The sequence below is a fragment of the Amycolatopsis orientalis genome (assembly GCF_000943515.2).
In the GTDB taxonomy this organism is placed as follows: domain Bacteria; phylum Actinomycetota; class Actinomycetes; order Mycobacteriales; family Pseudonocardiaceae; genus Amycolatopsis; species Amycolatopsis orientalis.
Genome location: NZ_CP016174.1, coordinates 6,729,751 through 6,752,386 on the forward strand (window position 1 = coordinate 6,729,751; position 22,636 = coordinate 6,752,386).

Sequence of the window (22,636 nt, forward strand, 5' to 3'; positions counted from 1 at the left end):
CCGTACGGGAGGAAGACGATGGGCACGGAAAAGGAATACCGGGAACTGTTCGACCGGGTCGCGGCGTTGCGCGGGCAGGTCGCCGGGAAGCTCGCCAACGAACTGGGCAGCGATCCGAAACTCGGTGACGCGGTCCTCAAGCAGCTGGACGACATGCTCACCGCGGTCGAGACCGAGCAGCGGGGCAGACCGGGTCCGGCGGACGGCGGGATCGCGCAGCTCGTCGGTCTCGGCGACGGCTCGGCCGCGGACCTCGGCGCGACGGCGATGCCGCCGGGTGTCGACGCCTACGACGAGACGGTCGCCTCGGAACGGGTCATCGCGGTCGGCGATCTCTACTACCTGTACCAGCACGAACGGATCGGCGTGTTCCGTGTGGTGCAGAAACTGCAGGAACTGTTCCAGGGCGGCGCCATCCGGCTTTCGGACGGCCCCGGCGCGTTCGGCCTGTACCGGTTCGACCGGCGGGACGTCCTGCGCTACACCCGTCGGGATCGCGTCAGCGCGTACCGGCGCGTGCTCGGCTACGGCAAAGGGCTCGGCTCGGCGAACTCGCGGCCGAACACCGATTTCCACCAGCTGTTCACGCAGTTCAGCAACCAGGTCGCGTTGTTCTGGCGGGACAAGCGGATCTCCGATGTCGTCCGGGAACGCGCGTACGACCCGAGCTTCGGCAGCGTCGCGGTCGTCCGGCGAAGTGGGCTCGATCTGCGGAACAACCTGAAGTTCACCTCGTACGGTCACCTGAACGTACTGCGGGTCGAGGTCATGCAGCTGCTGACCGAGGCCTTCAAGATCCTCGGTTCCGAGGACGTGCTGGATCTGTTCGGCGCGGCCAACGCCTGGGACACGGTGGACGAGGTGCTGATCCGCTACTTCGACCAGCGGCTGGTGTCCTCGCCACGGCAGCGGATGGCGGTCACCGGACGGCAGGTCCTGCGCTGGCTGGCGGCACCGCACATCCTCGAGACCACCCGGTCGGAGTTCGAGGCGCTGCTGCTCGAAATCGCGGAGCCCGCCGAGGAATGGCTGACCTCGGCGCAGTCCCTGCGGCTGGCCGACCGGACGAACTCGCGTGAGGTGCTGCCCGCCGACAGGCAGCGGCCGGCCGGGGTCGCGGTGTCCCGCGCCGAACCGCGTCCGGTCACCCCGCGCCGGAACGGCCACCGTCCGGGCACGGTGATCACCCTCGACCGCAAGTAGCGGGCTCGGCCACGTGCTGGGAACGATGGTCACGGCGTGGGACGCGAGGTAGCGTCGGGCGCGATGAGTGAACGCACCTGGGGCTTCCGCACCCGTGCCCTGCACGCGGGCGGGACGCCCGACCCGGCGACCGGCGCCCGCGCCGTGCCCATCTACCAGACCACGAGCTTCGTGTTCGAAGACGCGGCCGACGCGGCGAACCTGTTCGCGCTGCAGAAGTACGGCAACGTCTACAGCCGCATCGGCAACCCGACAGTCGCGGCCTTCGAGGAACGCTTGGCCAGCCTCGAAGGCGCGATCGGCGGGGTCGCCACCAGCAGCGGTCAGGCGGCCGAGTTCCTGACCTTCTCGGCGCTCGCCGAGGCGGGCGACCACATCGTCTCCGCCGGCGGGCTCTACGGCGGCACGGTCACCCAGCTCACCGGGACGCTGCGCCGCTTCGGCATCGAGACCACCTTCGTCAGCGGTGACCGCATCGAGGACTACGCGGCCGCGATCACCGACCGGACGAAGCTGATCTTCACCGAGGTCATCGGCAATCCCGGCGGCGGGATCGCCGACCTCACCGGGCTGGCCGGACTCGCGCACTCCCACGACATCCCACTGGTCGTCGACGCCACCCTCGCGACGCCGTACCTGTGCCGTCCGATCGAGCACGGCGCGGACATCGTGCTGCATTCCGCGACGAAATTCCTCGGCGGACACGGCACCACCTTGGGCGGGGTGATCGTCGAGTCCGGGAAATTCGACTGGGGCAACGGGAAGTTCCCGCGGATGACCGAGGTCGTGGAGAGCTACGGCGGCCTGCGGTACTGGGAGAACTTCGGCGAGTACGCCTTCTGCACCCGGCTCCGGGCCGAGCAGCTGCGCGACATCGGCGCCGTCCTCTCCCCGCATTCCGCCTTCCTGTTGCTGCAAGGCGTCGAGACCTTGCCCCAGCGGATGGACGCCCACGTCGCCAACGCGCGAGCGGTCGCGGAGTACCTGTCGGCGGATCCGCGGGTGGCCTGGGTCAACTACGCGGGCTTGCCCGATCACCCGCATCACGACCGGGCGGAGAAGTACCTCCCCGCCGGGCCGGGCGCGGTGTTCTCGTTCGGCGTCGACGGTGGCCGCGCGGCGGGCGAGGCCTTCGTGAACTCCGTGGAACTGCTGTCGCATCTCGCGAACGTCGGGGACGCGCGCACGCTGGTCATCCACCCGGCGTCCACCACCCATCAGCAGCTTTCGGACGATCAGTTGCGCGCGGCCGGCGTCGGGACGGACCTGATCCGCCTCTCGGTCGGACTGGAGGACGTCGAGGACATCCTGTGGGATCTCGATCAGGCGCTCGGGAAGGCGGTGGCCGGATGACCTACGACGTCGGCGCGGTGGATCGCCGCCGCCTCCTCGCGCGCACGAGAGCGGTGACCATCGTCGGCGCCTCGAACAACCCGGCGCGGCCGAGCTTCTTCGTCGCGACGTACCTGCTCTCCTCCAGCAAGTACCTGGTCAACTTCGTGAACCCGCGGCTCGACGAACTCCTCGGGCAGCCGGTGTACCCGTCCTTGGCCGACGTGCCCGGCGAGGTCGACCTGGTCAGTGTCTTCCGCAAGCACGACGACCTCCCCGGCGTCGCCGAGGAGGTCGTCAAGGCCGGAGCGCGCACGCTCTGGCTGCAACTGGGCCTGTGGCACGAGCCCGCCGCCGATCAGGCCAAGGAGGCCGGACTGGACGTCGTGATGAACCGCTGCGTCAAGATCGAGCACGCCCGGTTCGCCGGCGGGCTCCATCTCGCCGGGTTCAACACCGGCGTGATCAGCTCACGACGCCAGTCCGCCCCCTGAGGCGTCACTCCGCCGCGGTGCTCACCGTGAACTGCAGCCACTGCACCGTGACGCCGTTCGCCGGGGAAACCGGCATCCGCCAGTTCTGGCAACCGCGCCCGGGGATCCGGTCCCAAATGAACAGCGGCGCCCCCTGGCCCGCGGTGCAGCCCTGGTCCAGCAGCTTGCCCGCGTTCTGGACGGCGAACCGGTACACCCCCGTGCCGACGATCTGCGGTTCGATCGTCCACTTCTGGCACGCGCCCGCCACCCGGTCGTAGGTGGTCACCGGGTTCCCGCTGGCCGTACTGCAGCCGGTGTTGTCCAGTACCTGCCCGGAATGCTTGGCGCGGAACTGGTAGTAGCCGTCACCGGTGCCCCACGGGAAGAACTTCTGGCAGTCCGCGCCGTTCGACGGCCACTGCTGCACCTTGGTCCCGTTGTTCCAGCCGCACGCGGCGACGTCGGCGTAGAGCCCGCTCGACACCGCTTGCAGCGAGACCCAGGCGTCGTCGCCGAATTCCCCGCCGGGGTCGAACGTGGTGGCCCGGAACCGGTAGCTGTGGTTCTCCTGCAACAGTCCCGGCGGCACCGTCCACGTCGCCGCGGTCCCGGACGGGACGTCCCATGCCCAGTAGTCCGCGATCATCGTTTCGCCTTCGTAGACGTAGAAGACCGCGGTCACGTTGCCGCCGTCAGGGTCCGTCGGCGTGAAGCGCAGCGTCGGGGTGAGGGATTTCGTGTGGGTGACGCCGCCGATGTCGACGCGGTCCGAGATGTCGTGACCGGCGGCGGGATTCGGCCGCTGGTTCCGGTAGGTGACCTCGATGTACGGCGACTTGCCGCCCTCACTGGACGAGAACTTCTTCCAGCCGAACGAATCCGCCTCGTTCTCCGCCTTCAGCAGCATCGAACCGGTTGTGACCCCCGCGCCTGCCCAGGCACCGATCAGGTTCCCGATCGGGGTCCGGACCCAGTCGGCAGGGCAGGCCGCGCTGTAGCCGCGGGTCGCGCCCGTCGTCGCCCACCGGGTGAGGGGTTGCGGCTGGTTCGCCCAGCGGGTGCCCGTGCCGACCAGCGCGGTGTCCCAGATCTCCCAGTTCCGCGACGAGCACGAGTAGGAATGGTTGCCCCACAACGACAACGTGGCCGATTCGATCTCGGCGCCACGGAACCGCGACACGTCGAAGTGCAGATAGGACCGGGCTTTCGTGGCTCCGCCGTCATAGGTGCCGATGCGGAGTTCGGTGGCGGCCGACTGGTCGGCGCTCACGATGTTCGACTGCGTGAACGTGTCGAAGTTCGTCCACACCGAGACACCGGGGTCGACGGTGACCGGGTAAGACCGCGCCGGATCGGCGAAGTAGCCGGCGTCCGGCGTCACGTCGAGGCCGACGGTACCCCGTTCCTTGGCGGTCACCGCCTTCCCGACCTTCACCTTGGCGACCGGGTCGCCGCTGCGCTGATCGACCCGCGAGTCCCACATCTCGGCGGCGGGCACGCTGCCGACCACCGCACCGGAGGCCGTGACGAGTTGCGTGTTCCCGTCCGCGTCGGTGCGCGGCGTGAGTCCCGTGGCCCGGAGCGGAAGGGTGAACGTCAGCGCGCGATCGGGCCGCCGTTTGACCACGAAGAACTGTTCGAACCCGGTCCGCGTGGCCTTGACCTGCAGGTCGACGCCGGGCTGGACCTCCGGATAGGTGGCGACCTCACCGGTCAGGACCGGCTCCGGCAACGCGCCCGGATACTGAAGGGCGACCTTCCCGTCCCGGCTCCGCACGGTGGCGAGGTCCCCGCTCTTGCCGCTCGCGCCCGCCAGGACGAGATCCCTGGGGTGCGCCTTCGGCCGGACAAGGCCGTCAGCGCCCTTTTCGAGCGTCAGATCGACCGGTACCCAGTCGCCACCTCGGCGGACGTGGACCGGGCCGCCGTGCACCTGGGTGGTGCGGGAACCATCGGGATTGGCGAAGGTGGCCGAGTTCTCGGTGCGTTCCGAGAGCATTTCGACCGGTTTGTTCTGCGAGCGCGCCACGGATTCGGGCGTCGTCGCCTGCGCGGGAGCGGCGAACACGGCGCTCCCGGCCAGGCACGCGGCGAACAGCACGAGGCCCCGCCGCGGGCTTCTTCGGGTTTGGGCTTGCACTTCGATCTCCCCCTGGGTGTGGGTGAAGTGTTGACACATCGCTTACGCATGTCACACCCAGGAGGGTTGCCCGCCGCCCGGAAAAATCTGGTCGCGTGAGAAGGTGGCGGTATGGCCAAACCGACTCCGCTGCAGCTCAGGAACATCGTCATGGCAGTACTCATGGCGGGTGCCCTGGTGTGGAACCTGTCCATCAGCGGCGCTTGGTGGCTCACCGCCATTTTCTCGGTCGGTATCGTCCTCTCGCTCTTCTCCGCTTACCTGAACCGGCCGGGTGCCCGCTCCTGACACCCCGCGTTTCGTCCTCTGGATGCGGTAGTTGCACGCGCAAGGACCGCATCCAGAGGACGAAACGCATCAGGGGCGCGAGCCCTCGAAGCGCGAAGTGACGTCGGCGCGGCCCCGATCGGTCAGGGCACCGAAGAGCCGCAGGCGCGCCATACCGCCATCGGGATAGATGTCGAGCCGTACCTCGGTCACCTCAGGCCCCTCGGCGAGCGCGAACCGGTGCCGGGTGTCCGGCTGCAGGCGTGTCTTGGGCAGCAACTCGACCCACTCCCCGTCGCCGTCCCGGCCGCTCAACGCCGCCCAGCCCGGCGCGTTGCCCTTGAGGTTGCTGTTGTCCAGTTCCGCGAACCGGACAACGCCCGCACCGGCGAGCCGCACGGTGACCCAGTCGTTCCCGTCGTCCCGGCGCCGGGCGGTCTCCCAGCCCTCGGCCTGATGCGCGGCGAGACCGGGCGAGAACAGGTTGTTGGGCGACGAATAGAACATGTCGCTGCACCCGGTGACCACCGCGCCGTTCTCCAGCGCCGCGAGGTCGAGTGCGCCGAGGTCCAGCAGGCGCGGATCCGGGATCGGCGTGCCGTGCACCCGCAGCCGGGCCACCCCGCCGTCAGGATGCATGGTCAGCCGGACGTGCGTGTAGCGCTTGCTCCCGCCGATCTCGAAGAAGTTCTCCGTATGCCCGGCGGCCGGGCCGCGTTTCACCAGTACGTCCCAGTCCACTTCGGACAGTTCGGCGGCACTGGGATAGCCCTCGACGGCGCAGGCCTCGACCGAGACGAACGGCGGATAGTTCCCCTTGAAGAACGCGGTGTCGACGATGACGCCGGTGATCGCGCCCGCCAGGCCGAGCCGGACGATGGCCTGATCGTCGCCGGGCTCACGGTGCCGCCGGGTCTCCCAGCCGTCGTAGACCTGCCCCTTCGGCCCGAAGGTCTCCGGCCGGTGCGCGGGCGTCCAGGGGTTGACCAGGTTCTCCTTCTCGGCGAACAACTCGTCCGTCGCCCACATCACGGTCCCGCCGAACTTGCGCGAGGCCAGGTCGGGCTTGTTCGTCCATTCAGGACGGTCGTTCACGGTCTCCTCCATCTCAGCACTCGCCCCGGGCCAGCAGGACGCCCGCCGGGTCGTCACCGGTGATCTCCTTGCCCCGCAACCACGTACTCCGGACGAAACCGGCGAGCGGACGTCCGTGGTAGGCACTGACCGGGTTGCGGTGTTTCAGTTTCGCGACGTCGACGACGAACGCCTCGTCGGGCGCGAACACGCTGAAGTCGGCGTCGTACCCGGTCGCCAAGTGACCCTTGCGGCGCATTCCCGCCTGCGCGGCCGGGTTTTCGGCCATCCACCGGACGACGTCGGTGAGCCCGAAGCCGCGCTGCCGCGCCTGCGTCCAGACCGCGGGCAGGCCGAGCTGCAGTCCGGCGATCCCGCCCCAGGCGAGCCCGAAGTCACCGCTGTCGAAGCGTTTCAGCTCGGGCGTGCACGGCGAATGGTCGGTCACCACGCAGTCGATGACGCCGTCCGCGAGCCCGCGCCACAGCAGTTCGCGGTTGGCCGCCTCCCGGATCGGCGGACAGCATTTGAACTGCGTCGCGCCGTCACCGATCTCTTCCGCGGTGAAACTCAGGTAGTGCGGACAGGTCTCGGCGGTCAGCCGGACGCCGTCGCGCCGCGCGCTTTCGACCATCGGCAACGCGTCCGAAGAGGACAGATGCAGGATGTGCGCGCGCACGCCGGTCTTCCTGGCGAGTTCGATGACCTGGGCGATCGCCACGTTCTCCGCGCCGCGGGGGCGTGAACGCAGGAAATCATCGTACTTCTCGCCGTGCGGGTCAGGCGCGTGATCGATCGCGTCGGAGTCCTCCGCGTGCACGATGATCATGCCGTCGAAGGTCCGCAGTTCGGTCATCGCCTCTTCGAGCCCGCGCGCGTCCAGCGGAGGGAACTCGTCGACGCCGGAATGCAGCAGGAAGGATTTGAAGCCGAACACCCCCGCCTCGTGCAGCCCGCGCAGATCCGCCAGGTTGCCGGGGATGGCGCCGCCCCAGAAGCCGACGTCGACGTGCACGCGGCCCTCGGCGGTCTTGCGCTTCACCTCCAGCGCCGCGACGTCGACCGTCGGCGGCAGGCTGTTCAGCGGCATGTCCACGATCGTGGTGACCCCGCCGGCCGCGGCGGCGCGGGTCGCCGAAGCGAAGCCCTCCCACTCGGTGCGGCCCGGGTCGTTGACGTGCACGTGCGTGTCCACCAGACCCGGGAGAAGGACGACGTCCTCGCCGAGTTCGAGTACCCGATCACCGTCCAGCGCGGCACCCGCCGGTTCCACCGCGACGATGCGGCCGCCCTCGACACCGATCGTCGCGGGCACCTCGCCGGCGGCAGTCACGGCTCGGGCGGCCTTGATCACCAGGTCCATCTAGTCCTCCAATTTCCACTGAGTGGAATCGAGGTTTCGCACTCCGACATTAACTTCGGCCGCTGTGCTCGTCAATGAGCCCGGGCGGCGCTACCTTCGCTTGGTGCAGTTAGAAGCCGAGTTCACCAGCGAACCGTTCCACGGCGAGGGTCCGCCACCCGAGCATGCCGTCAAAGCGCGCGACACGGCGGAAGACGCGGGCCTGTCCACCGACTTCGGCCCGCTCGGCACCCTTGTCCGAGGCGACGCCGACGCCCTGCTCGACGCGCTCCCCGCCATCGCCAGGGCGGCACTGGACGGCGGCGCGACCCGCGTGACACTGCAGCTCCGGCAAGTCGGCGACGACACGGGCGACCCCGCCGTCGAACTACACAGCGCCCTCGCCCGCCTCATCGGCGACGTCGAACGCGAACTCGGCGGCAGGCTCGACACCCTCGACCGCGCCGCCAAGCAGCGCGCGGTGCGGCTGCTCAAGGAACGCGGCGCGTTCGGCCTCCGCAAATCGGTGTCGACCGTCGCCGAGGCACTGGGGGTCACGAGGTTCACGGTCTACAACTACCTCAACCGCGACCAAGACTGAAGAGCTGTTTCAACAAAATGTTGACGGCGGCGGATCCGCCGCCGTACCGTCGGTTCCCGTGCCGCTCACCATTCGAGAGTTCAACCAGGCGCCCGCACAGGACGTCCGGCCGGTTCTGACGGCCTGCCTCGACGTCCCTCGCTGGGTGGAAACCCTGCTGGCCAGGCGCCCGTACCCCGACCTGGCCGCGCTGCTCGCCGCGGCCGAGGCGCTCACCCCGCTGCGCCCCGACGAGGTCCAGCAGGCGATGGCCGCCCATCCCCGGATCGGGGAGAAGGCGAGCGGCGAGAGCACCGAGGCGAGCTGGTCGCGGTCGGAACAGTCCGGTGTGGACAGTGCGACCGCTCGCGAGTTCGCGGCGGCCAACGCCGAGTACGAAGCGGCGTTCGGGCATGTCTTCCTGGTGTGCGCGAGCGGCCGGAGCGGCACGGAACTGCTGGAGAACCTGCGTTCGAGGCTTTCGAACGACCCCGAGAAGGAACTCGAAGTGGCCGGGCGAGAGCTGGCCGCGATCGCCGCGCTGCGGCTGGAGAAGGCGGTGACGGCATGAGCCTCGTGACCACGCACATCCTCGACACCGCCGCGGGACGACCGGCGGCGGGCGTCGGGGTCCGGCTCGAAACCGGCGCGGGCGAACCCGTCGCCGACGGCCGGACCGACGCCGACGGCCGGATCCGCGACCTCGGCCCGGAAACCCTGGAACCCGGGGTGTACCGGCTGGTCTTCGACACCGGTGCCCACCTCGGCCCGGACGCGTTCTTCCCCGAGATCACCTTGACCTTCCGCATCGCCGACGGGACCGAGCACCACCATGTGCCGTTGCTGCTGAGCCCGTTCGCCTATTCCACCTATCGAGGGAGCTGATCGCCCGTGGCCATCACCCTGGGCCCCAACCAGTACGGCAAGGCCGAAGTCCGGCTCGTCACCGTTCGGCGCGAAGGCACCGTCCACCATCTCAAGGACCTCACCGTTTCGACGTCGCTGCGCGGCGACCTCGCGGCCACGCACCTCACCGGCGACAACGCCGACGTCGTCGCGACCGACACCCAGAAGAACACCGTCTACGCCTTCGCCAAAGAGGCCCCGGTCGGCGAGATCGAGGACTTCGCCCTGCGCCTCGGACGGCATTTCGTCGACTCGTTCGACCACATCTCCGGCGCCCGCGTCCTGATCGACGAACACGGCTGGAACCGCATCTCCGGTCACGACCACGCGTTCTCCCAGGCAGGCAGCGAAAAGCGCACGACCGCGGTGACCGTTCAGGACGGGCAGGCCTGGGTGGTGTCCGGTTTGGACGATCTAGTCGTCCTCAAGTCGACCGGCTCCGAGTTCCACGGCTTCCCGCGCGACAAGTACACGACGCTGGCCGAGACGAACGACCGGATCCTCGCGACCGCGGTGACCGCGCGCTGGCGCTACCAAGGCGACGGGATCGACTGGGCCACCAGCCACGCCGAAGTCCGGCGGATCCTGCTGGAGACGTTCGCGGACAAGCACAGCCTCTCCCTGCAGCAGACGCTGTACGCGATGGGAGAGGCTGTGCTCAAGGAACGCGGGGAGGTCGCCGAAGTCCGGCTTTCACTGCCGAACAAGCATCACTTCCTGGTGGACCTGTCGCCGTTCGGCCTGAAGAACGACAACGAGGTCTTCTACGCGGCGGACCGGCCGTACGGCCTGATCGAGGGTGTGGTCCTCCGCGACGACGCCGAGGACGCCGGCCTGGCCTGGCACACCCTCGCCGCCTTCTAGGGCACGAAGGATCGAGGGGACTAGGACTTCGGCACGAGTCCCGCCGCCGCGGCCTTGTGCCGGAGTTCGTCCGGCGTGCTCGCGTTCCGCGCGTCCGGCACCTTCGTCGAGGCCGCGGTCGTTCCGCCGAGGGCCTTGAAGATCAGGTCGGCCTCGGCCTTCATCCCGGCCGCGTACGGGTGGTAGGCCACCGCGCGGAAGAGGTCGGTGTCCATGCCGCTCACCCAAGCCGCGTCGCCGGCACAAGCGTCGTGACCGAGGCTGGGCCCGTAGGTATCGACGTAGCGGGCACCCTGCTTGCGAGCGGCGGTGGAGACGGCCTTGTTGAGAGCGCGCTCGACCTCGTCGGTCCAGGCGTAGTCACCGTCGGCGAACGGGACGACGCCGGGGCAATAGCCCTTCGGCGGCACGATCCGCGGGTAGCCGACCAGCACGATGGTGGCGGCGGGAGATCGCTCGCGGACTCCCTTGACGACCCGTTCGAGGTTCCGCTGGGTGTTCTTGATCGCCGCCAGCAGCGTGTCGGTCCCGTTGATCGTGAAATGGTCCTTGCACGGCGAGCCCGTCGGGTCGGAGTCGCGCAGGCCGGGGCAGGTGTAGACCAAGCTGCCGAACACGCCGTAGTCGTTGCCGCCGATGCCGATGGTCACCAGATCGGTGTCCAGGGTCAGTGCCTCGAACTGCGGGGGCACACTGCCGAGCGCGAGACTCGGCGACGGCACCGTCTGCGGTTTCGTCATGTTCGTGGTGTCCGCCGACGAGCAGCTGACGTCAGTGAACGCGCCGGACTTGTAGTAGAGCCCGAGCTTCGTGGCGAGCCAAGCCGGATAGTTGTTGTTCGACCGGAAGCACCAGCTCGCCTGCTGCCACGGGATCAGCGGGCCCGCGGTGTACGAGTCGCCGAGGGCGACGTACTTGCGGAAGGACGGGGTTCCGGCCGCGCTCGCCGGCGTCCCGAAACTCGCTAGGGAGATGACTGCCAGCAGGGCGGCGACGGCAAGGCGGGCGGTACGGCGCATGGCGACCTCGTGATCCTCCGTTGGACACTCCGCCGATCCTGACAAGATCTCACCGCCATCCACAATAGAAGTGAGCATCTTTCACGTTTCAGGGGTGAGAACGCCAGTAGATAGAACGCTCTATCATGAGGGCGTGACTGGGACCAGGGAACGCATCGTCACCGCCGGCGCCGAACTGCTCCGGCGGAACGGGTACACCGGCACGGGCGTGAAGCAGATCGTAGAGGCCGCGAAGGCGCCTTTCGGTTCGTTGTACCACTTCTTCCCGGGCGGCAAAGAACAACTCGGCGAAGAGGTCATCCGGACCTCCGGGATGATGTACCTCGCGCTGTTCGACATCTTCTTCGCCGACGAGCCGGACCTGCTCCACGGGATCGAGGCGTGCTTCGCCAGCGCGGCCGAAACGCTCCGCGCGACCGATTACGCCGACGCCTGCCCCATCGCGACGGTCGCCCTGGAGGTCGCGAGCACCAACGAAAAACTGCGGATCGCCACCGCCGACGTCTTCACGGCGTGGATCGACGCGGGCACCGAAAAGCTGCGGAAGTACGGCCTCGAACCCGAGGCCGCGCGGCGACTCACCATCGCACTGGTCAACAGTCTCGAAGGCGCGTTCGTGCTGAGCCGATCGCTGCGGAACACCGAAGCACTCGACGTCGCCGGGATCTCGACCGTCGCCCTGGCGCGCACCCTGCTCCCGTGAAGGCCTCCTTCCCTACGCTGAGGGTAGGGAAGGAGGCCTCCACGGACGGCTAGCGGGAGGCGAGGTACGCCCGCCAGTCCCCCAGGGACGTGATGTCGGTCAGGTCCGGTGAGTCCACATAGGACGAACGCAGGACGGTCGCGAGACAGGCCGCGCCGTCCTCCAGTTCGACGACGCCCAGCTCCAGTTCCGGCGGCTCCGCCGGGACGAGGTGGTCGCGCAGGACCGCGAGCGGTAGGTCGTAGACCTCCCCGACCACGGCCCCGGAGCCGCCCTGGTACATCGCCGGGAACCGGTCACCCACCGAGAAATACCGGTACTTCGGGGCGGAACGCGCCACGCAGCACAGCGGGGCGCCCTGCAACTGCTCGTGCAGCGGTCCGCCGCGCATCCCGCCGCCGTTGAGGAACATCAGAACCACGACATGATCCCTTCGATCCCGAAGTACACCCCGAACACCGCGGCAAGGATCCCGAGGATCCAGCCGATCTCGCGGATCTTGCCCTTGCAGATCTTGATCAGCACGTAGGCGACCAGTCCGGCGCCGATCCCGTTGGTGATCGAGTAGGTGAACGGGATCAGCGCGATGGTCAGGAACACCGGGATCGCGAAATCCAGGTCCCGCCAGGGAATCCGCGCGCACTGCGCCATCATCATCCCGCCGATGACCACCAGCGCGGGCGCCGCGGCCTGCGCCGGGACGACCGCCGCGATCGGGGTCAGGAACAGCGTCGCGGTGAACAGGCCGCCGGTGACGATACTCGCCAGCCCGGTCCGCGCGCCTTCGCCGACACCGGCCGCCGACTCCAGGAAGACCGTGTTCGGGGCCGATCCGGTCACGCCGCCCGCGAGCGCGCCGGCGCCGTCGACCAGCAGGATCCGGCCCATCCCCTCGACCTTGCCGTCCTTCGTCAGCCCCGCTTCCTCGGAGACGCTGGTGATCGTGCCCATCGCGTCGAAGAACCCGGAAAGCACCAGGGTGAACAGGAACACCGCCGCGGTCACCGCGCCCGCCGACCCGAAGCCGCCGAAGAGATCGATGTCCCCCAGCAGGCTGAAATCGGGATGCGCCACGACCTGGTCGGGCACCTTGGGTTCGACCAGGCCCCACCCTTCGACGTGGAACACGCTGTTGACGAGCACCGCGAGCCCGGTCGCGACCGCGATGCTGATCAGCACCGCGCCCGGCACCCCGCGGCTCACGAGCACGATCATCAGCAGCAGGCCGAGGCAGAAGATCGCGATCGGCCAGCCCTCCAGATGACCGGCGATCCCCATCCGCACCGGGACGGTCGACTGCGCGGCGTCGGGGGTCCGCGTGACGAATCCGGCGCTGACCAGGCCGACCAGCGCGATGTAGAGCCCGATGCCGACGGTGATCGCGACCTTGAGCGGCATCGGGATCGCGTTGATGATCCGTTCCCGGATCCCGGAAACGGCCATGAACACGATGCACACGCCTTCGAGGACGACGAGTCCGAAGGCCTGCGCCCACGTCATGGTGGGTGCCATCTGGAAGGCGACGACGCCGTTGACGCCGAGGCCCGCCGCGAGCGCCAGCGGCGCGTTGCCCACGAGGCCCATCAGGATGGTGGTGACCCCCGCCGCCAGCGCGGTCGCGGTGGTGATCGCCTCGGTGCTCAGCCGCGCGCCGGTGATGTCGGCCGACGCGCCGAGGATGAGCGGGTTGAGCAGCACGATGTAGCACATCGCGACGAAAGTGGTGATCCCGCCGCGCACCTCGCGGCCGATCGTGCTGCCGCGGTGGGAGATCTTGAACCAGCGGTCGAGCCCGGACAGCCGCCTCGGCTCGGGCGCGGGCAGGTGGGGACGCTCGGTACCTAATTGGGTCATGCCTACTCCACAACGTTGTGGGGCGGGAGAAATCAGTAAGCCTTCTTGTCGGGTTTCGACAGCCAGGCCTGGAAAGGCGCGAAAGAGTCCGGAAGGGACAGTCGGCCGACGGGTAGCGGCCAGGTCTCACGCGGGCGGGAAAAGAGGTCGTAGAACTCGCGGTCGTCGAAGCCCGCCTCGGCCGCGTCGTGGCGGTCCGCGGCGTAGACGACCTTGCCGACACGCGCCCAGAGCGCGGCCGAGAGACAGAGCGGGCAAGGCTCGCACGAGGTCACGAGGACACAGCCGTCGAGTTTGTAGTCGCCGATCGCCTGGCAGGCGGCGCGGATCGCGACGACCTCGGCGTGCGCTGTCGGGTCCAGGGTCGGCGTCACCTGGTTGGTCCCGGTGGCCAGTACCGAACCGTCCCGGACGATCATCGCGCCGAACGGGCCACCGCCGTTTTCGACGTTCGCGGTGGCCAATTGGACGGCCTCGGCGAGCCACTTCTGCTGCTCGGACTCCGAAATGGACAGAGGGGTACCCACGAAAGGTCTCCTAGCTCGAAAAGTTCGGTTCTGGTCAGGTGCCGGTGAGGTGTTCGGGGCGCACCGGGACACGGGTGAGCGCGAGCCCGGTGGCCGCGCGGATGGCCGCGACGATCGCCGGGGTGGACGAGATCGTCGGCGGCTCGCCGACCCCGCGCAGACCATACGGCGCGTTGGGGTCCGGGCGTTCCAGGACGTCGATGTCCATCGGCGGCATGTCCAGCACGGTCGGGATCAGGTAGTCGGTGAACGACGGGTTGCGGATCTTCCCGCCGACGGTCTGGATCTCCTCCATCACCGCGAGCCCGAGGCCCTGCGCCGATCCGCCCTGGATCTGGCCGAGTACCGCCTGCGGGTTGAGGGCCTTTCCGACGTCCTGCGCGCAATCGAGCGCGACGACCTTGATCAGCCCGAGTTCGGTGTCGACGTCCACGACGGCGCGGTGTGCCGCGAAACCGTATTGGACATGCGCGTCGCCCTGTCCCGTCTCCGGATCGATGGGCACGGTCGGGCGGTGCCGCCATTCGACGGTCTCGTCGAAGACCTCGTCGCCGAGGACGTCGGCGAGGTCCGCCAGCACGCTGCCGTCCGCCGAGACGACCTTGTTCCCGACGACGCTCAGCTTCCCGTCGGCGCCGAGTCTGCCCGCCAGATGCTTGTGCAGTCCCGACCGCACCGCGACGCACGCGGCCTGGACGGCGCCGCCGGTGACGTAGCTCTGCCGGGAAGCCGACGTCGAGCCGCCGTTGCCGATGGTGGTGTCCATCGGCAGGATCGTCACCTGCTCGATGCCGAGTTCGGTCCGCACGATCTGCTGCATGATCGTCACCAGACCCTGGCCGACCTCGCAGGCCGCGGTGTGCACGGTCGCCGCGGGTTCGCCGCCGACGAGCTGCAGCCGCACGCGGGCCGTCGAGTAGTCGTCGAAGCCTTCGGAGAAGCAGATGTTCTTGATCCCGACCGCGTAGCCGACCCCGCGGACGACGCCTTCACCGTGCGTGGTGTTGGAGACGCCGCCGGGCATCCGGCGCAGGTCGAGTTCCTCGTGCGCGACCGGCAAGGGCTTGGCGCGCAGGCGTTCCAGCAGTTCGGCGACGGGCGCGGCCGAGTCGACCACCTGACCGGTCGGCATGACACTGCCCTCGGCCATCGCGTTGCGGATCCGGAGGTCGACCGGGTCGATGCCACAGGCCTCGGCGAGTTTGTCCATTTGTGACTCATAGGCGAAACCCGCCTGCACCGCGCCGAATCCGCGCATCGCGCCACAGGGCGGATTGTTGGTGTACACGCCCCAGCAGTCGACCGAAACACTGTCCACATTGTACGGACCGACCCCGAGCGTGGCGGCGTTCGCGACCACCGCGCCGGTGGACGACGCGTACGCCCCGCCGTCCAGGTACAGCTTCGCCTTCACATAGACGAGCCGGCCGTCCTTGTCCGCGCCGTGCTCGTAGTACATCTTCGCCGGGTGGCGGTGCACGTGGCCGTAGAAGGATTCCTCGCGGTTGTAGACCATCTTGACCGGTTTGCCGGTGTGCAGCGCCAGCAAACACGCGTGGACCTGGATCGAGAGATCCTCGCGGCCGCCGAACGCGCCGCCGACCCCGCCGAGCGTCAGCCGCACCTTGTCCTTGGGCAGGCCCAGCGCGGCGACGATCTGCTGCTGGTCGACGTGAAGCCATTGCGTGGCCACGTAAAGGTCGACGCCGCCTTCGGTGTCCGGGATCGCCATTCCCGACTCGGGACCGAGGAAGGCCTGGTCCTGCATGCCGACCTCGTAGACCCCGGACACCACGACGTCGGCCTTGACCGACTGGTCGCCCCGGCGGATCTTGGCGTGCCGCACGACATTCCCGCCGGGATGCAGCTCGGCGCCCTCACCCGCGGCCGCCTTCTCGGAGTCGGTCACCGGTTCGAGGACGTCGTAGGAGACCTTGATCCGCTTCATCGCCCGGCGCGCGGTCTCGGGATGGTCCGCGGCGACGAGCGCGACGGGCTCACCCTGGTAGCGCACGACATCGACGGCGAGCACCGGCTGATCGGAGTGCTCCAGGCCGTACTTGTTCACCCCGGGCACGTCTTCGTGGGTCAGCACCGCGTAGACCCCTTGCACCGCGAGGGCTTCGGCGATGTCGATGCCGGTGATCCGCGCGTAGGGATGCGGACTGCGCAAGGTGGCGCCCCACAGCATGTCCTCGTGCCACAGGTCCGAGGAATAGGCGAACTCACCGCGCACCTTGACCGTGCCGTCCGGGCGCCGCGGACTCGTCCCCACCCCGTTGCCGGTGGTGGTCTGCTTGGCCGTCTCAGTCGAGGTCATACCGTCTCCCTCAGCCGGGCGCTGGCCACGGCCAGCTCGCGGGCGATCTCGTCTTCGGATTCTTCGCGCGGCGCCCCGTCGGTCACCACGGTCACGCCGCCGACGAACAGCCGCGCGATCGGCGGGGTGGCGCCGAGCACCAGCGCGGCGACCGGATCGGTGATCCCGGCGTAGTTCAGGCCGGTCAGATCCCAGACGGCGAGGTCGGCCAGCTTGCCGACCTCGATCGAGCCCAGTTCCTTCGCCCGGCCGAGGCAGCGCGCGCCGCCCATGGTGCCCATCCACAGCGCCTCACGAGTGGTCAGCGCCCGCGGCCCGCCACGCTGCCGCGCCTGCAGCAGCGACTGGTGCAGCTCCTCGCCCAGCCCACCGGATTCGTTGGACGCGGCGCCGTCGGCGCCCAGCCCGACCGGCACCCCGGCGTCGAGCAGCTGCCGGACCGGGGCGATCCCCGCGCCGATCCGCCCGTTGGACGTCGGGCAGTGCGCCGCGCCCGTGCCCGTGGCGCCCATCCGCCGGATCGCCTCCGGGGCGAGATGGATCGAATGCGCGAGCCAGACGTCGTCGCCGAGCCATCCGAGCTTGTCGGCGTACTCGGCGGGTGTGCAGCCCGCCTCCGCGAGGCACTGCTTCTCCTCGTCGATCGTCTCGGCGAGATGCGTGTGCAGCCGGACTCCCTTGCGCCGCGCGAGTTCCGCCGCACCGGTCATCAGCCGCTCGCTCACCGAGAACGGCGAGCACGGCCCGGCCGCGATCTGGAGATGCGCGCCCGCCGAGTCGTCGTGGAACCGGTTGATCGCCGCCTCGGTGCCGAGCAGCGCGGCCTCGGTCTCCTCGACGAGGTTGTCCGGCGGGAGCCCGCCCTGCGACTCACCGCGGTCCATCGAGCCGCGGACCACGTGCAGCCGCACGCCGACGCGGATCCTGGCGGCGGCGAGGGCTTCGACCTGGTCGCCACCGTCACGCGGGAAGACGTAGTGGTGGTCGGCGACGGTGGTGCAGCCGGTGGTGGCGAGGCGGGTGAGCCCCGCCGTGGCCGCCGCGTGCGTGATGTCGGCGTCGAGCCTGCTCCAGACCGGGTAGAGCGCGACGAGCCACTCGAACAGCGTGTGGTCGGCGGCGAGACCGCGCGTGGCCCACTGGTAGAGGTGGTGGTGGGTGTTGATCAGGCCCGGCGTGACCAGGTACCCGGAGCCGTCGATCCGTTCGTCGTACTCGTCTTCGGGCGCCCTGCCACCGCCGACGGCCGCGATGCGGTCGTTCTCGATGACGACATGGCCCGAGGCGTGCTCGGTGCCCGCTCCGTCGACAGTGGCTATCGCGGCGTTCTCGATGACGGTCTTCACGTGCTCACTCCCCTGGTCGCGGCCAACCGGACGGCGTCGAGGATCTTCTCGTATCCGGTACACCGGCACAGGTTCCCCGCCAGCGCCTCGCGAATCTCCTCGTCGGCGGGATTCTCGACCCGGTTGAGCAGATCGTGCGCGGCCACGACGAGGCCGGGGGTGCAGAAGCCGCATTGGACGGCGCCCGCGTCCACAAAGGACTGCTGGACCCGGTCCAGCTCGTCGCCGTCGGCGAGCCCTTCGACCGTGCGGACCTCGCGGCCCTCGACCTGACCGGCCGCGACCAGGCACGAACACACCGGGACGTCGTCGAGGTACACCGTGCAGGAGCCGCATTCGCCCTGCTCACAGGCGTTCTTGGAGCCCGGGAGACCGAGTCGCTCGCGGAGCACGTAGAGCAGGCTCTCGCCTTCCCAGACGTCGTCGGCCTGGCGGGATTCGCCGTTGATCGTCACGTTCACGCGCACTCGCGTTCACCCTTCTGGAAGTCGTTCCACGCCCAGGTCAGCGTCCGCCGCGCCAGGACGGACAACGCGTGCTTGCGGTAGTCGGCGCTGCCGCGGACGTCGTCGATCGGCGACGACGCCTCCGACACCAGCTCGCCGAACCGGCGTTTGACCGAATCCGCGATGGACGCCTTGGTGGACCAGGGAAGTTCGGCCGAAAGGAACTCTTCGGCGGCGGTCGCCCGGCGCGGGGTCGGCGCCGCCGAGCCGACGGCCGCGCGGATTCCGCGACTGTCCAGGTGCAAGGCCAGCGCGAACGAGCAGACCGCGATGACCATCGCGTTGCGGGTCCCGACCTTGGCGAACTGCTGTGGCCCGACGCCGGCGGGCAGGTGCACGGCGGTGATCAGCTCGTCCGGCTCGAGGGCGTTGCGCTTCACGCCGAGATAGAAGTCCTCCGCCGGGATCAGCCGGGTTCCGCGTACGGACGCGGCCTCGACTTCGGCGCCGAGCACGAGCAGGACAGGGTGCGTGTCACCGGCGGGCGACGCGGCGCCGAGGTTACCGCCGACGGTGCCGCGGTTGCGGATCTGCGGCGAGCCGACGGTGCGCGAGGCCATCGCCAGCGCGGGCAGAACTTCACCCAGCTCAGCGATCACCCGGACGTAGGGCACGGACGCACCGAGCCGGATCCTGCCGTCGGTCTCGGTCCACTCGGCGAGTTCGGTGACGCGGTTGAGATCGAGCAGGGCGCCGGGACGGCGGTGGTCGAAATTGAGCTCCACCATGACGTCCGTGCCGCCCGCGATGGGTACCGCGTCGGGCCGCTCGGCCTTGACGGCGAGCGCCTCGGTCAGCGAGCTGGGGCGCAGGAAATCCACTCTCGGGCTCCTCGGTTCGGCGGCGGGCTGTGACGGCTGACTCAGTAGACGCCCTGCGCCCGTACGGCGGCAACGGTGCCGAAGCATGAAATCTCCCCAGCACAAGCCGGTGGTTTTGTGGTTTCCTACAAACCTGATGACGACCGTGAAAACTCTGCTCGCGCTGCCCGGGTTGCGCTTGCGCGTACGCGCCGGCACGGCCCTGCTCGACCGCCCGGTCTCCCGGATCTACGTCACCGAACTGCCCGACCCGGGGCGATACGTGTCGGCGGGCGAACTCGTCCTGAGCGGGTTGCTGTGGTGGCGCGGGCCCGGTGATTCCGAGGCTTTCGTCGCCGCGCTGGCGAAGGCCGGGGCCGCGGCGCTGGCGGCTTCCGGAGCGGATTCCGACGGAATCCCCGAAGACCTCGTCGAAGCCTGCACGCGGCACGGGATTCCGTTGCTGGAGGTACCGGCGGATCTGTCGTTCTCGGTCGTCACCGAACGGGTCGTCCTCGCGCTCGCGGCGGCCGCGGAAGGCGCCCGCAAACGTTTGCTTTCAGCGGCGACCGAGGACGTCCCGCTGGAGACGCTGCTGGACCGGGCCCGCGCGGAGATCGGCCTCCCCTGCTGGGTCGTGCCCGCGACAGCGCCGACGGAGCTGGTGCGGCGCTTCGTCGCCGCGGGCGGCCGCGCGCTGGAAGCGGACGACGTCACCGTCCGGACGGTCGGCGGACGGCACGCGGTGCCGTGGTTGCTCGCGATCGGCGGCAGGCTCACCGCGGCACAGGCGGAGATCGCCGAAGAACTCGCCGGGCTGATCGGGCTCGCGCGCACCCGGGCGGACGAGGTCCGCGCGGTCACCGACCGGGTCCTCGAACCGCTGCTGACCGCCCTCGACGAGGGAAGTGATCCGCACGCGGCGCTGACCGCGACCGGGCTGCGCGGCGATCTGCGTGTCGTCGTCGCCCGCGCCGAGGGTTCCGAAGCGGCGCGCGGGATCCTGACCGAGTTGCTGCCGCCGGGCGCACTCGTCGGCGCGGGCGGAGAAGAGACCTGGGCGGTGGCCGAGGACGACGGCGAGTGGCCGGAGGACTGGCCCACCACGGTGGCCGCGGCCTTGGCGGGAATGGAATCGCTGCTGCCGTGCCGCCGGGTGCTGATCGGGATCAGCGACCGTTCCCCGGTTTCCGCGCTGCGGGGCGCGAAAGAGGTCGCGCGCTACGCGCTGGCCGTGGCGGCGGAACGGCCGGGCACGATCGAGGTCGTCCCCGGCGGTGAGATCGGCATGCACCGGCTGCTGCTGGCGGGCGCGTCCGACGACCTGCGGGCGGCGTTGCGGCGACGGGTACTGGGCCCACTGCTGAGCTACGACGCCGAGCAGGGCACCGATCTGGTGCACACCCTGCGCGTCTTCCTCGAATGCTCCGGCTCGCCGACCCGGGCGGCGCGGGCGCTGCACGTCCACGTCAACACGTTGCGGTACCGGATCGGGCGGGCGAGCGAACTGCTCGGCGTCGATCTGACCGAGTTCACCGAACAGCTGGACGTCTATCTGGCTTTGTCGGCAGGGAGCTGAAATGCGCATCACCACGGCGAAGGAAGCCGCCTACGACCCGCGGGTGGTCGCGTTCGGGCGGATGATGGGCGCGGCGAACCGGCTCGAATACCTCCTCGGCCGCGCGCTGGAGACCGAATGCGGGATCTCGCATCTGATGTTCGAGGTCCTGCTGATCGTCGGGCGGTCGGGTGCGGCCGGGATGAGCATGCGCGCGATCGCCCAGGAGCAGGTGCTGACCACCGGCGGCGCGACCCGGCTGGTCGACCGGATGACGACGCTCGGCTTGGTGATCCGCACCGCCGACCCCGACGACCGGCGCGTACAACTCGTCCGGCTGACCGATGCGGGCGAGGAAACGACCGTGCGGGCGGCGCGGGTGCACGTCGAGAACATCCAGCGGTTCTTCCTCGACCCCCTGCCCGTCGATCACCGCGAGCAGTTCGCACGGGATCTGCGGACGCTGAGCCATTTCGCCCGCGACGCGCTCCCCCGGCTCCGATAGGGTCACTCGACTTTGACCGGCTTTTCCAGTGCCGCCAGCATCTTCTCGCGGTCCAGCTGCTTCTCCGACTTCGCCACCACGAAAGTCGCGACGCAGTTTCCCAGCAGGTTCACGAAAACGCGCATAGAGTCCATCAGCCGGTCCGCGCCGAGCAGCAACGCGACCCCGGCGACCGGGAACGCGCCAATCGCGGCGGCCGTCGCCGACAGGGCGAGGAACGACGAGCCCGGTACGCCCGCCATCCCCTTCGAAGTGAGCATCAGGATCCCGACCGCGAGCAACTGCTGCCCGATCGACATGTCGACTCCGAATGCCTGCGCCAGGAACACCGTGCAGATCGACAGGTAGATCGTCGCGCCGTCGAGGTTGAACGAATACCCTGTCGGCACCACGAGGCCGGTCGCCGCACGCGAGCAGCCGGCATCGGTCAGCTTCGTCATGATCCGCGGCATCACGGACTCGGTCGACGCCGTGCCGAGGGCCAGCAGGAACTCTTCACGGGCGTACCGGAGGAATCGCCAGATCGAAACCCCGGCATAGAACCGGGAAATCAAGGCGAGAATCAGGACGAACAGCACACCGGCGCCATAGCAGGCGGCGATCAGTTTCGCGTACGTCCCGAGCGTGGAAATCCCGTACTGGCCGATGATGAACGCCATCGCGCCGAACGCGCCCAGCGGTGCCACGCGCATGATCCAGCCCATCACCTTGAAGATGATCTGCTGCACCTGGTCGACGAAGCCGAGTACCAGCGGCGCCCGTTCCCGGCCGATGGCCGCCAGCGCGACGCCGAAGAACACCGCGAACACCAGCACCTGCAACAACTGGTTCTCCGCGAACGCGTTGACGACGCTGTCCGGAATGGTATGGAGGAGGAAGTCGCCGATGGACGGCAAATGGCCGCCGTTGGTCTTCTTGTCCACCGCGGCCGGGTCGAGGGTCGCCGGGTCGATGTCGAGCCCGCTGCCCGGCCGGAACACGTTGGCGATCAGGAGACCGAAGACCAGCGCGAAGGTCGTGACTATCTCGAAGTACAGGATCGCCTTGAACCCGATCCGGCCGACCGCCTTGATGTCACCGACCGCCGCGATCCCGGTCACCACGACACAGAAGATCAGCGGCGCGATGATCATCTTGATCAGCCGGATGAACCCGTCGCCGACCGGTTTCAGCTGCGCACCCAGCGACGGCCAGAAATGTCCGATCAGGACACCGGCCACCACGGCGACCAGCAACTGCACGAACAATGACGTGTACCAACGCCCACCGGACTTCGACATGGGCGGAACCTAAGGGGCGGATGTTCCGCGCGTG

At 69.2% G+C, this 22,636-nt stretch carries 23 protein-coding genes; 11 read left to right on the forward strand and 12 right to left on the reverse strand.

The annotated features are described in order from the left end of the window. Positions 1–18: 18 nt before the first annotated feature. From SD37_RS29100 to SD37_RS29110, 3 genes are all read left to right on the forward strand, one after another. Positions 19–1,203, forward strand: coding sequence for a hypothetical protein (locus SD37_RS29100; protein ID WP_044850904.1), 1,185 nt, complete (start codon positions 19–21; stop codon positions 1,201–1,203). A 63-nt stretch (positions 1,204–1,266) separates the two neighbouring features. After that, positions 1,267–2,556 (forward strand): O-acetylhomoserine aminocarboxypropyltransferase/cysteine synthase family protein, encoded by a 1,290-nt coding sequence (locus SD37_RS29105; protein WP_044850905.1) that lies wholly within the window; start codon positions 1,267–1,269, stop codon positions 2,554–2,556. Next, complete coding sequence (locus SD37_RS29110; protein WP_044850906.1) at positions 2,553–3,029, forward strand: CoA-binding protein; 477 nt, start codon at positions 2,553–2,555, stop codon at positions 3,027–3,029. The genes SD37_RS29105 and SD37_RS29110 overlap by 4 nt, the downstream gene beginning before the upstream one ends. A gap of 4 nt (positions 3,030–3,033) precedes the next feature. Here SD37_RS29110 and SD37_RS29115 read toward each other — a convergent pair whose 3' ends face one another. Further along, positions 3,034–5,151 (reverse strand): RICIN domain-containing protein, encoded by a 2,118-nt coding sequence (locus SD37_RS29115; RefSeq protein WP_167369668.1) that lies wholly within the window; start codon positions 5,149–5,151, stop codon positions 3,034–3,036. A gap of 111 nt (positions 5,152–5,262) precedes the next feature. On the opposite strand from SD37_RS29115, the gene SD37_RS43265 reads away from it, so the two are divergent. Further along, entirely contained in the window at positions 5,263–5,439 is a 177-nt protein-coding gene (locus tag SD37_RS43265) for a hypothetical protein (RefSeq protein WP_162835848.1), read from the forward strand. Between the two features lie 69 nt (positions 5,440–5,508). On the opposite strand, the gene alc is transcribed toward SD37_RS43265, so the two are convergent. Together alc and allB are read right to left on the reverse strand one after the other, a co-directional pair. Continuing rightward, positions 5,509–6,525 carry an allantoicase gene (gene alc, locus SD37_RS29120; protein WP_044850957.1) on the reverse strand — a complete coding sequence of 339 codons (1,017 nt, stop codon included), beginning with the start codon at positions 6,523–6,525 and terminating at the stop codon, positions 5,509–5,511. Between the two features lies 1 nt (position 6,526). Next, positions 6,527–7,855 carry an allantoinase AllB gene (gene allB / locus SD37_RS29125; RefSeq protein ID WP_044850907.1) on the reverse strand — a complete coding sequence of 443 codons (1,329 nt, stop codon included), beginning with the start codon at positions 7,853–7,855 and terminating at the stop codon, positions 6,527–6,529. 103 nt (positions 7,856–7,958) lie between these two features. Here allB and SD37_RS29130 point away from each other — a divergent pair, with 103 nt between their 5' ends. The 4 genes from SD37_RS29130 to pucL are packed head-to-tail and all read left to right on the forward strand — an operon-like array spanning position 7,959 to position 10,184. Continuing rightward, on the forward strand, positions 7,959–8,435 hold the full coding sequence (locus SD37_RS29130) for a helix-turn-helix domain-containing protein (RefSeq protein WP_065913110.1): 477 nt from the start codon (positions 7,959–7,961) through the stop codon (positions 8,433–8,435). A gap of 58 nt (positions 8,436–8,493) precedes the next feature. Then, entirely contained in the window at positions 8,494–8,985 is a 492-nt protein-coding gene (uraD, locus tag SD37_RS29135) for a 2-oxo-4-hydroxy-4-carboxy-5-ureidoimidazoline decarboxylase (RefSeq protein WP_044850908.1), read from the forward strand. Beyond that, entirely contained in the window at positions 8,982–9,299 is a 318-nt protein-coding gene (gene uraH / locus SD37_RS29140) for a hydroxyisourate hydrolase (protein ID WP_037303527.1), read from the forward strand. The genes uraD and uraH overlap by 4 nt, the downstream gene beginning before the upstream one ends. Before the next feature lie 6 nt (positions 9,300–9,305). Continuing rightward, positions 9,306–10,184: a factor-independent urate hydroxylase gene (gene pucL, locus SD37_RS29145; RefSeq protein ID WP_044850909.1), complete on the forward strand. Its 879-nt coding sequence runs from the start codon at positions 9,306–9,308 to the stop codon at positions 10,182–10,184. A gap of 20 nt (positions 10,185–10,204) precedes the next feature. Here pucL and SD37_RS29150 read toward each other — a convergent pair whose 3' ends face one another. Further along, positions 10,205–11,203: an SGNH/GDSL hydrolase family protein gene (locus SD37_RS29150; protein WP_044850910.1), complete on the reverse strand. Its 999-nt coding sequence runs from the start codon at positions 11,201–11,203 to the stop codon at positions 10,205–10,207. Between the two features lie 133 nt (positions 11,204–11,336). Here SD37_RS29150 and SD37_RS29155 point away from each other — a divergent pair, with 133 nt between their 5' ends. Then, positions 11,337–11,906, forward strand: coding sequence for a TetR/AcrR family transcriptional regulator (locus SD37_RS29155; protein ID WP_044850911.1), 570 nt, complete (start codon positions 11,337–11,339; stop codon positions 11,904–11,906). A gap of 49 nt (positions 11,907–11,955) precedes the next feature. Here the strand turns inward: SD37_RS29155 and SD37_RS29160 are convergent, their stop codons facing one another. The 7 genes from SD37_RS29160 to SD37_RS29190 are packed head-to-tail and all read right to left on the reverse strand — an operon-like array spanning position 11,956 to position 19,280. Next, complete coding sequence (locus SD37_RS29160; protein WP_044850912.1) at positions 11,956–12,327, reverse strand: allophanate hydrolase-related protein; 372 nt, start codon at positions 12,325–12,327, stop codon at positions 11,956–11,958. Continuing rightward, positions 12,318–13,760 carry an NCS2 family permease gene (locus SD37_RS29165; protein WP_044850913.1) on the reverse strand — a complete coding sequence of 481 codons (1,443 nt, stop codon included), beginning with the start codon at positions 13,758–13,760 and terminating at the stop codon, positions 12,318–12,320. Before SD37_RS29165 ends, SD37_RS29160 begins: the two co-directional genes overlap by 10 nt. Before the next feature lie 32 nt (positions 13,761–13,792). Continuing rightward, positions 13,793–14,287, reverse strand: coding sequence for a nucleoside deaminase (locus tag SD37_RS29170; protein ID WP_083255116.1), 495 nt, complete (start codon positions 14,285–14,287; stop codon positions 13,793–13,795). 34 nt (positions 14,288–14,321) lie between these two features. Then, positions 14,322–16,607: a xanthine dehydrogenase subunit D gene (gene pucD / locus SD37_RS29175; RefSeq protein ID WP_044850914.1), complete on the reverse strand. Its 2,286-nt coding sequence runs from the start codon at positions 16,605–16,607 to the stop codon at positions 14,322–14,324. Beyond that, positions 16,604–17,953 (reverse strand): 8-oxoguanine deaminase, encoded by a 1,350-nt coding sequence (locus tag SD37_RS29180; protein ID WP_044850915.1) that lies wholly within the window; start codon positions 17,951–17,953, stop codon positions 16,604–16,606. The genes pucD and SD37_RS29180 overlap by 4 nt, the downstream gene beginning before the upstream one ends. Then, a complete protein-coding gene (locus SD37_RS29185) occupies positions 17,950–18,420 on the reverse strand; it encodes a (2Fe-2S)-binding protein (protein ID WP_044850916.1) in 471 nt (156 codons plus the stop codon). Before SD37_RS29185 ends, SD37_RS29180 begins: the two co-directional genes overlap by 4 nt. After that, the gene (locus SD37_RS29190; protein ID WP_044850917.1) at positions 18,411–19,280 is read right to left on the reverse strand and encodes an FAD binding domain-containing protein; all 870 of its coding nucleotides are present in this window, start codon (positions 19,278–19,280) and stop codon (positions 18,411–18,413) included. The genes SD37_RS29185 and SD37_RS29190 overlap by 10 nt, the downstream gene beginning before the upstream one ends. 136 nt (positions 19,281–19,416) lie before the next feature. Between SD37_RS29190 and SD37_RS29195 the strand changes: the two genes are divergently transcribed. Both SD37_RS29195 and SD37_RS29200 read left to right on the forward strand, forming a co-directional pair. Next, positions 19,417–20,838 carry a PucR family transcriptional regulator gene (locus SD37_RS29195; RefSeq protein ID WP_044850918.1) on the forward strand — a complete coding sequence of 474 codons (1,422 nt, stop codon included), beginning with the start codon at positions 19,417–19,419 and terminating at the stop codon, positions 20,836–20,838. Between the two features lies 1 nt (position 20,839). Further along, on the forward strand, positions 20,840–21,322 hold the full coding sequence (locus SD37_RS29200) for a MarR family winged helix-turn-helix transcriptional regulator (RefSeq protein WP_044850919.1): 483 nt from the start codon (positions 20,840–20,842) through the stop codon (positions 21,320–21,322). 2 nt (positions 21,323–21,324) lie between these two features. On the opposite strand, the gene dctA is transcribed toward SD37_RS29200, so the two are convergent. Beyond that, the gene (dctA, locus tag SD37_RS29205; protein WP_044850920.1) at positions 21,325–22,602 is read right to left on the reverse strand and encodes a C4-dicarboxylate transporter DctA; all 1,278 of its coding nucleotides are present in this window, start codon (positions 22,600–22,602) and stop codon (positions 21,325–21,327) included. Positions 22,603–22,636 lie beyond the last annotated feature (34 nt).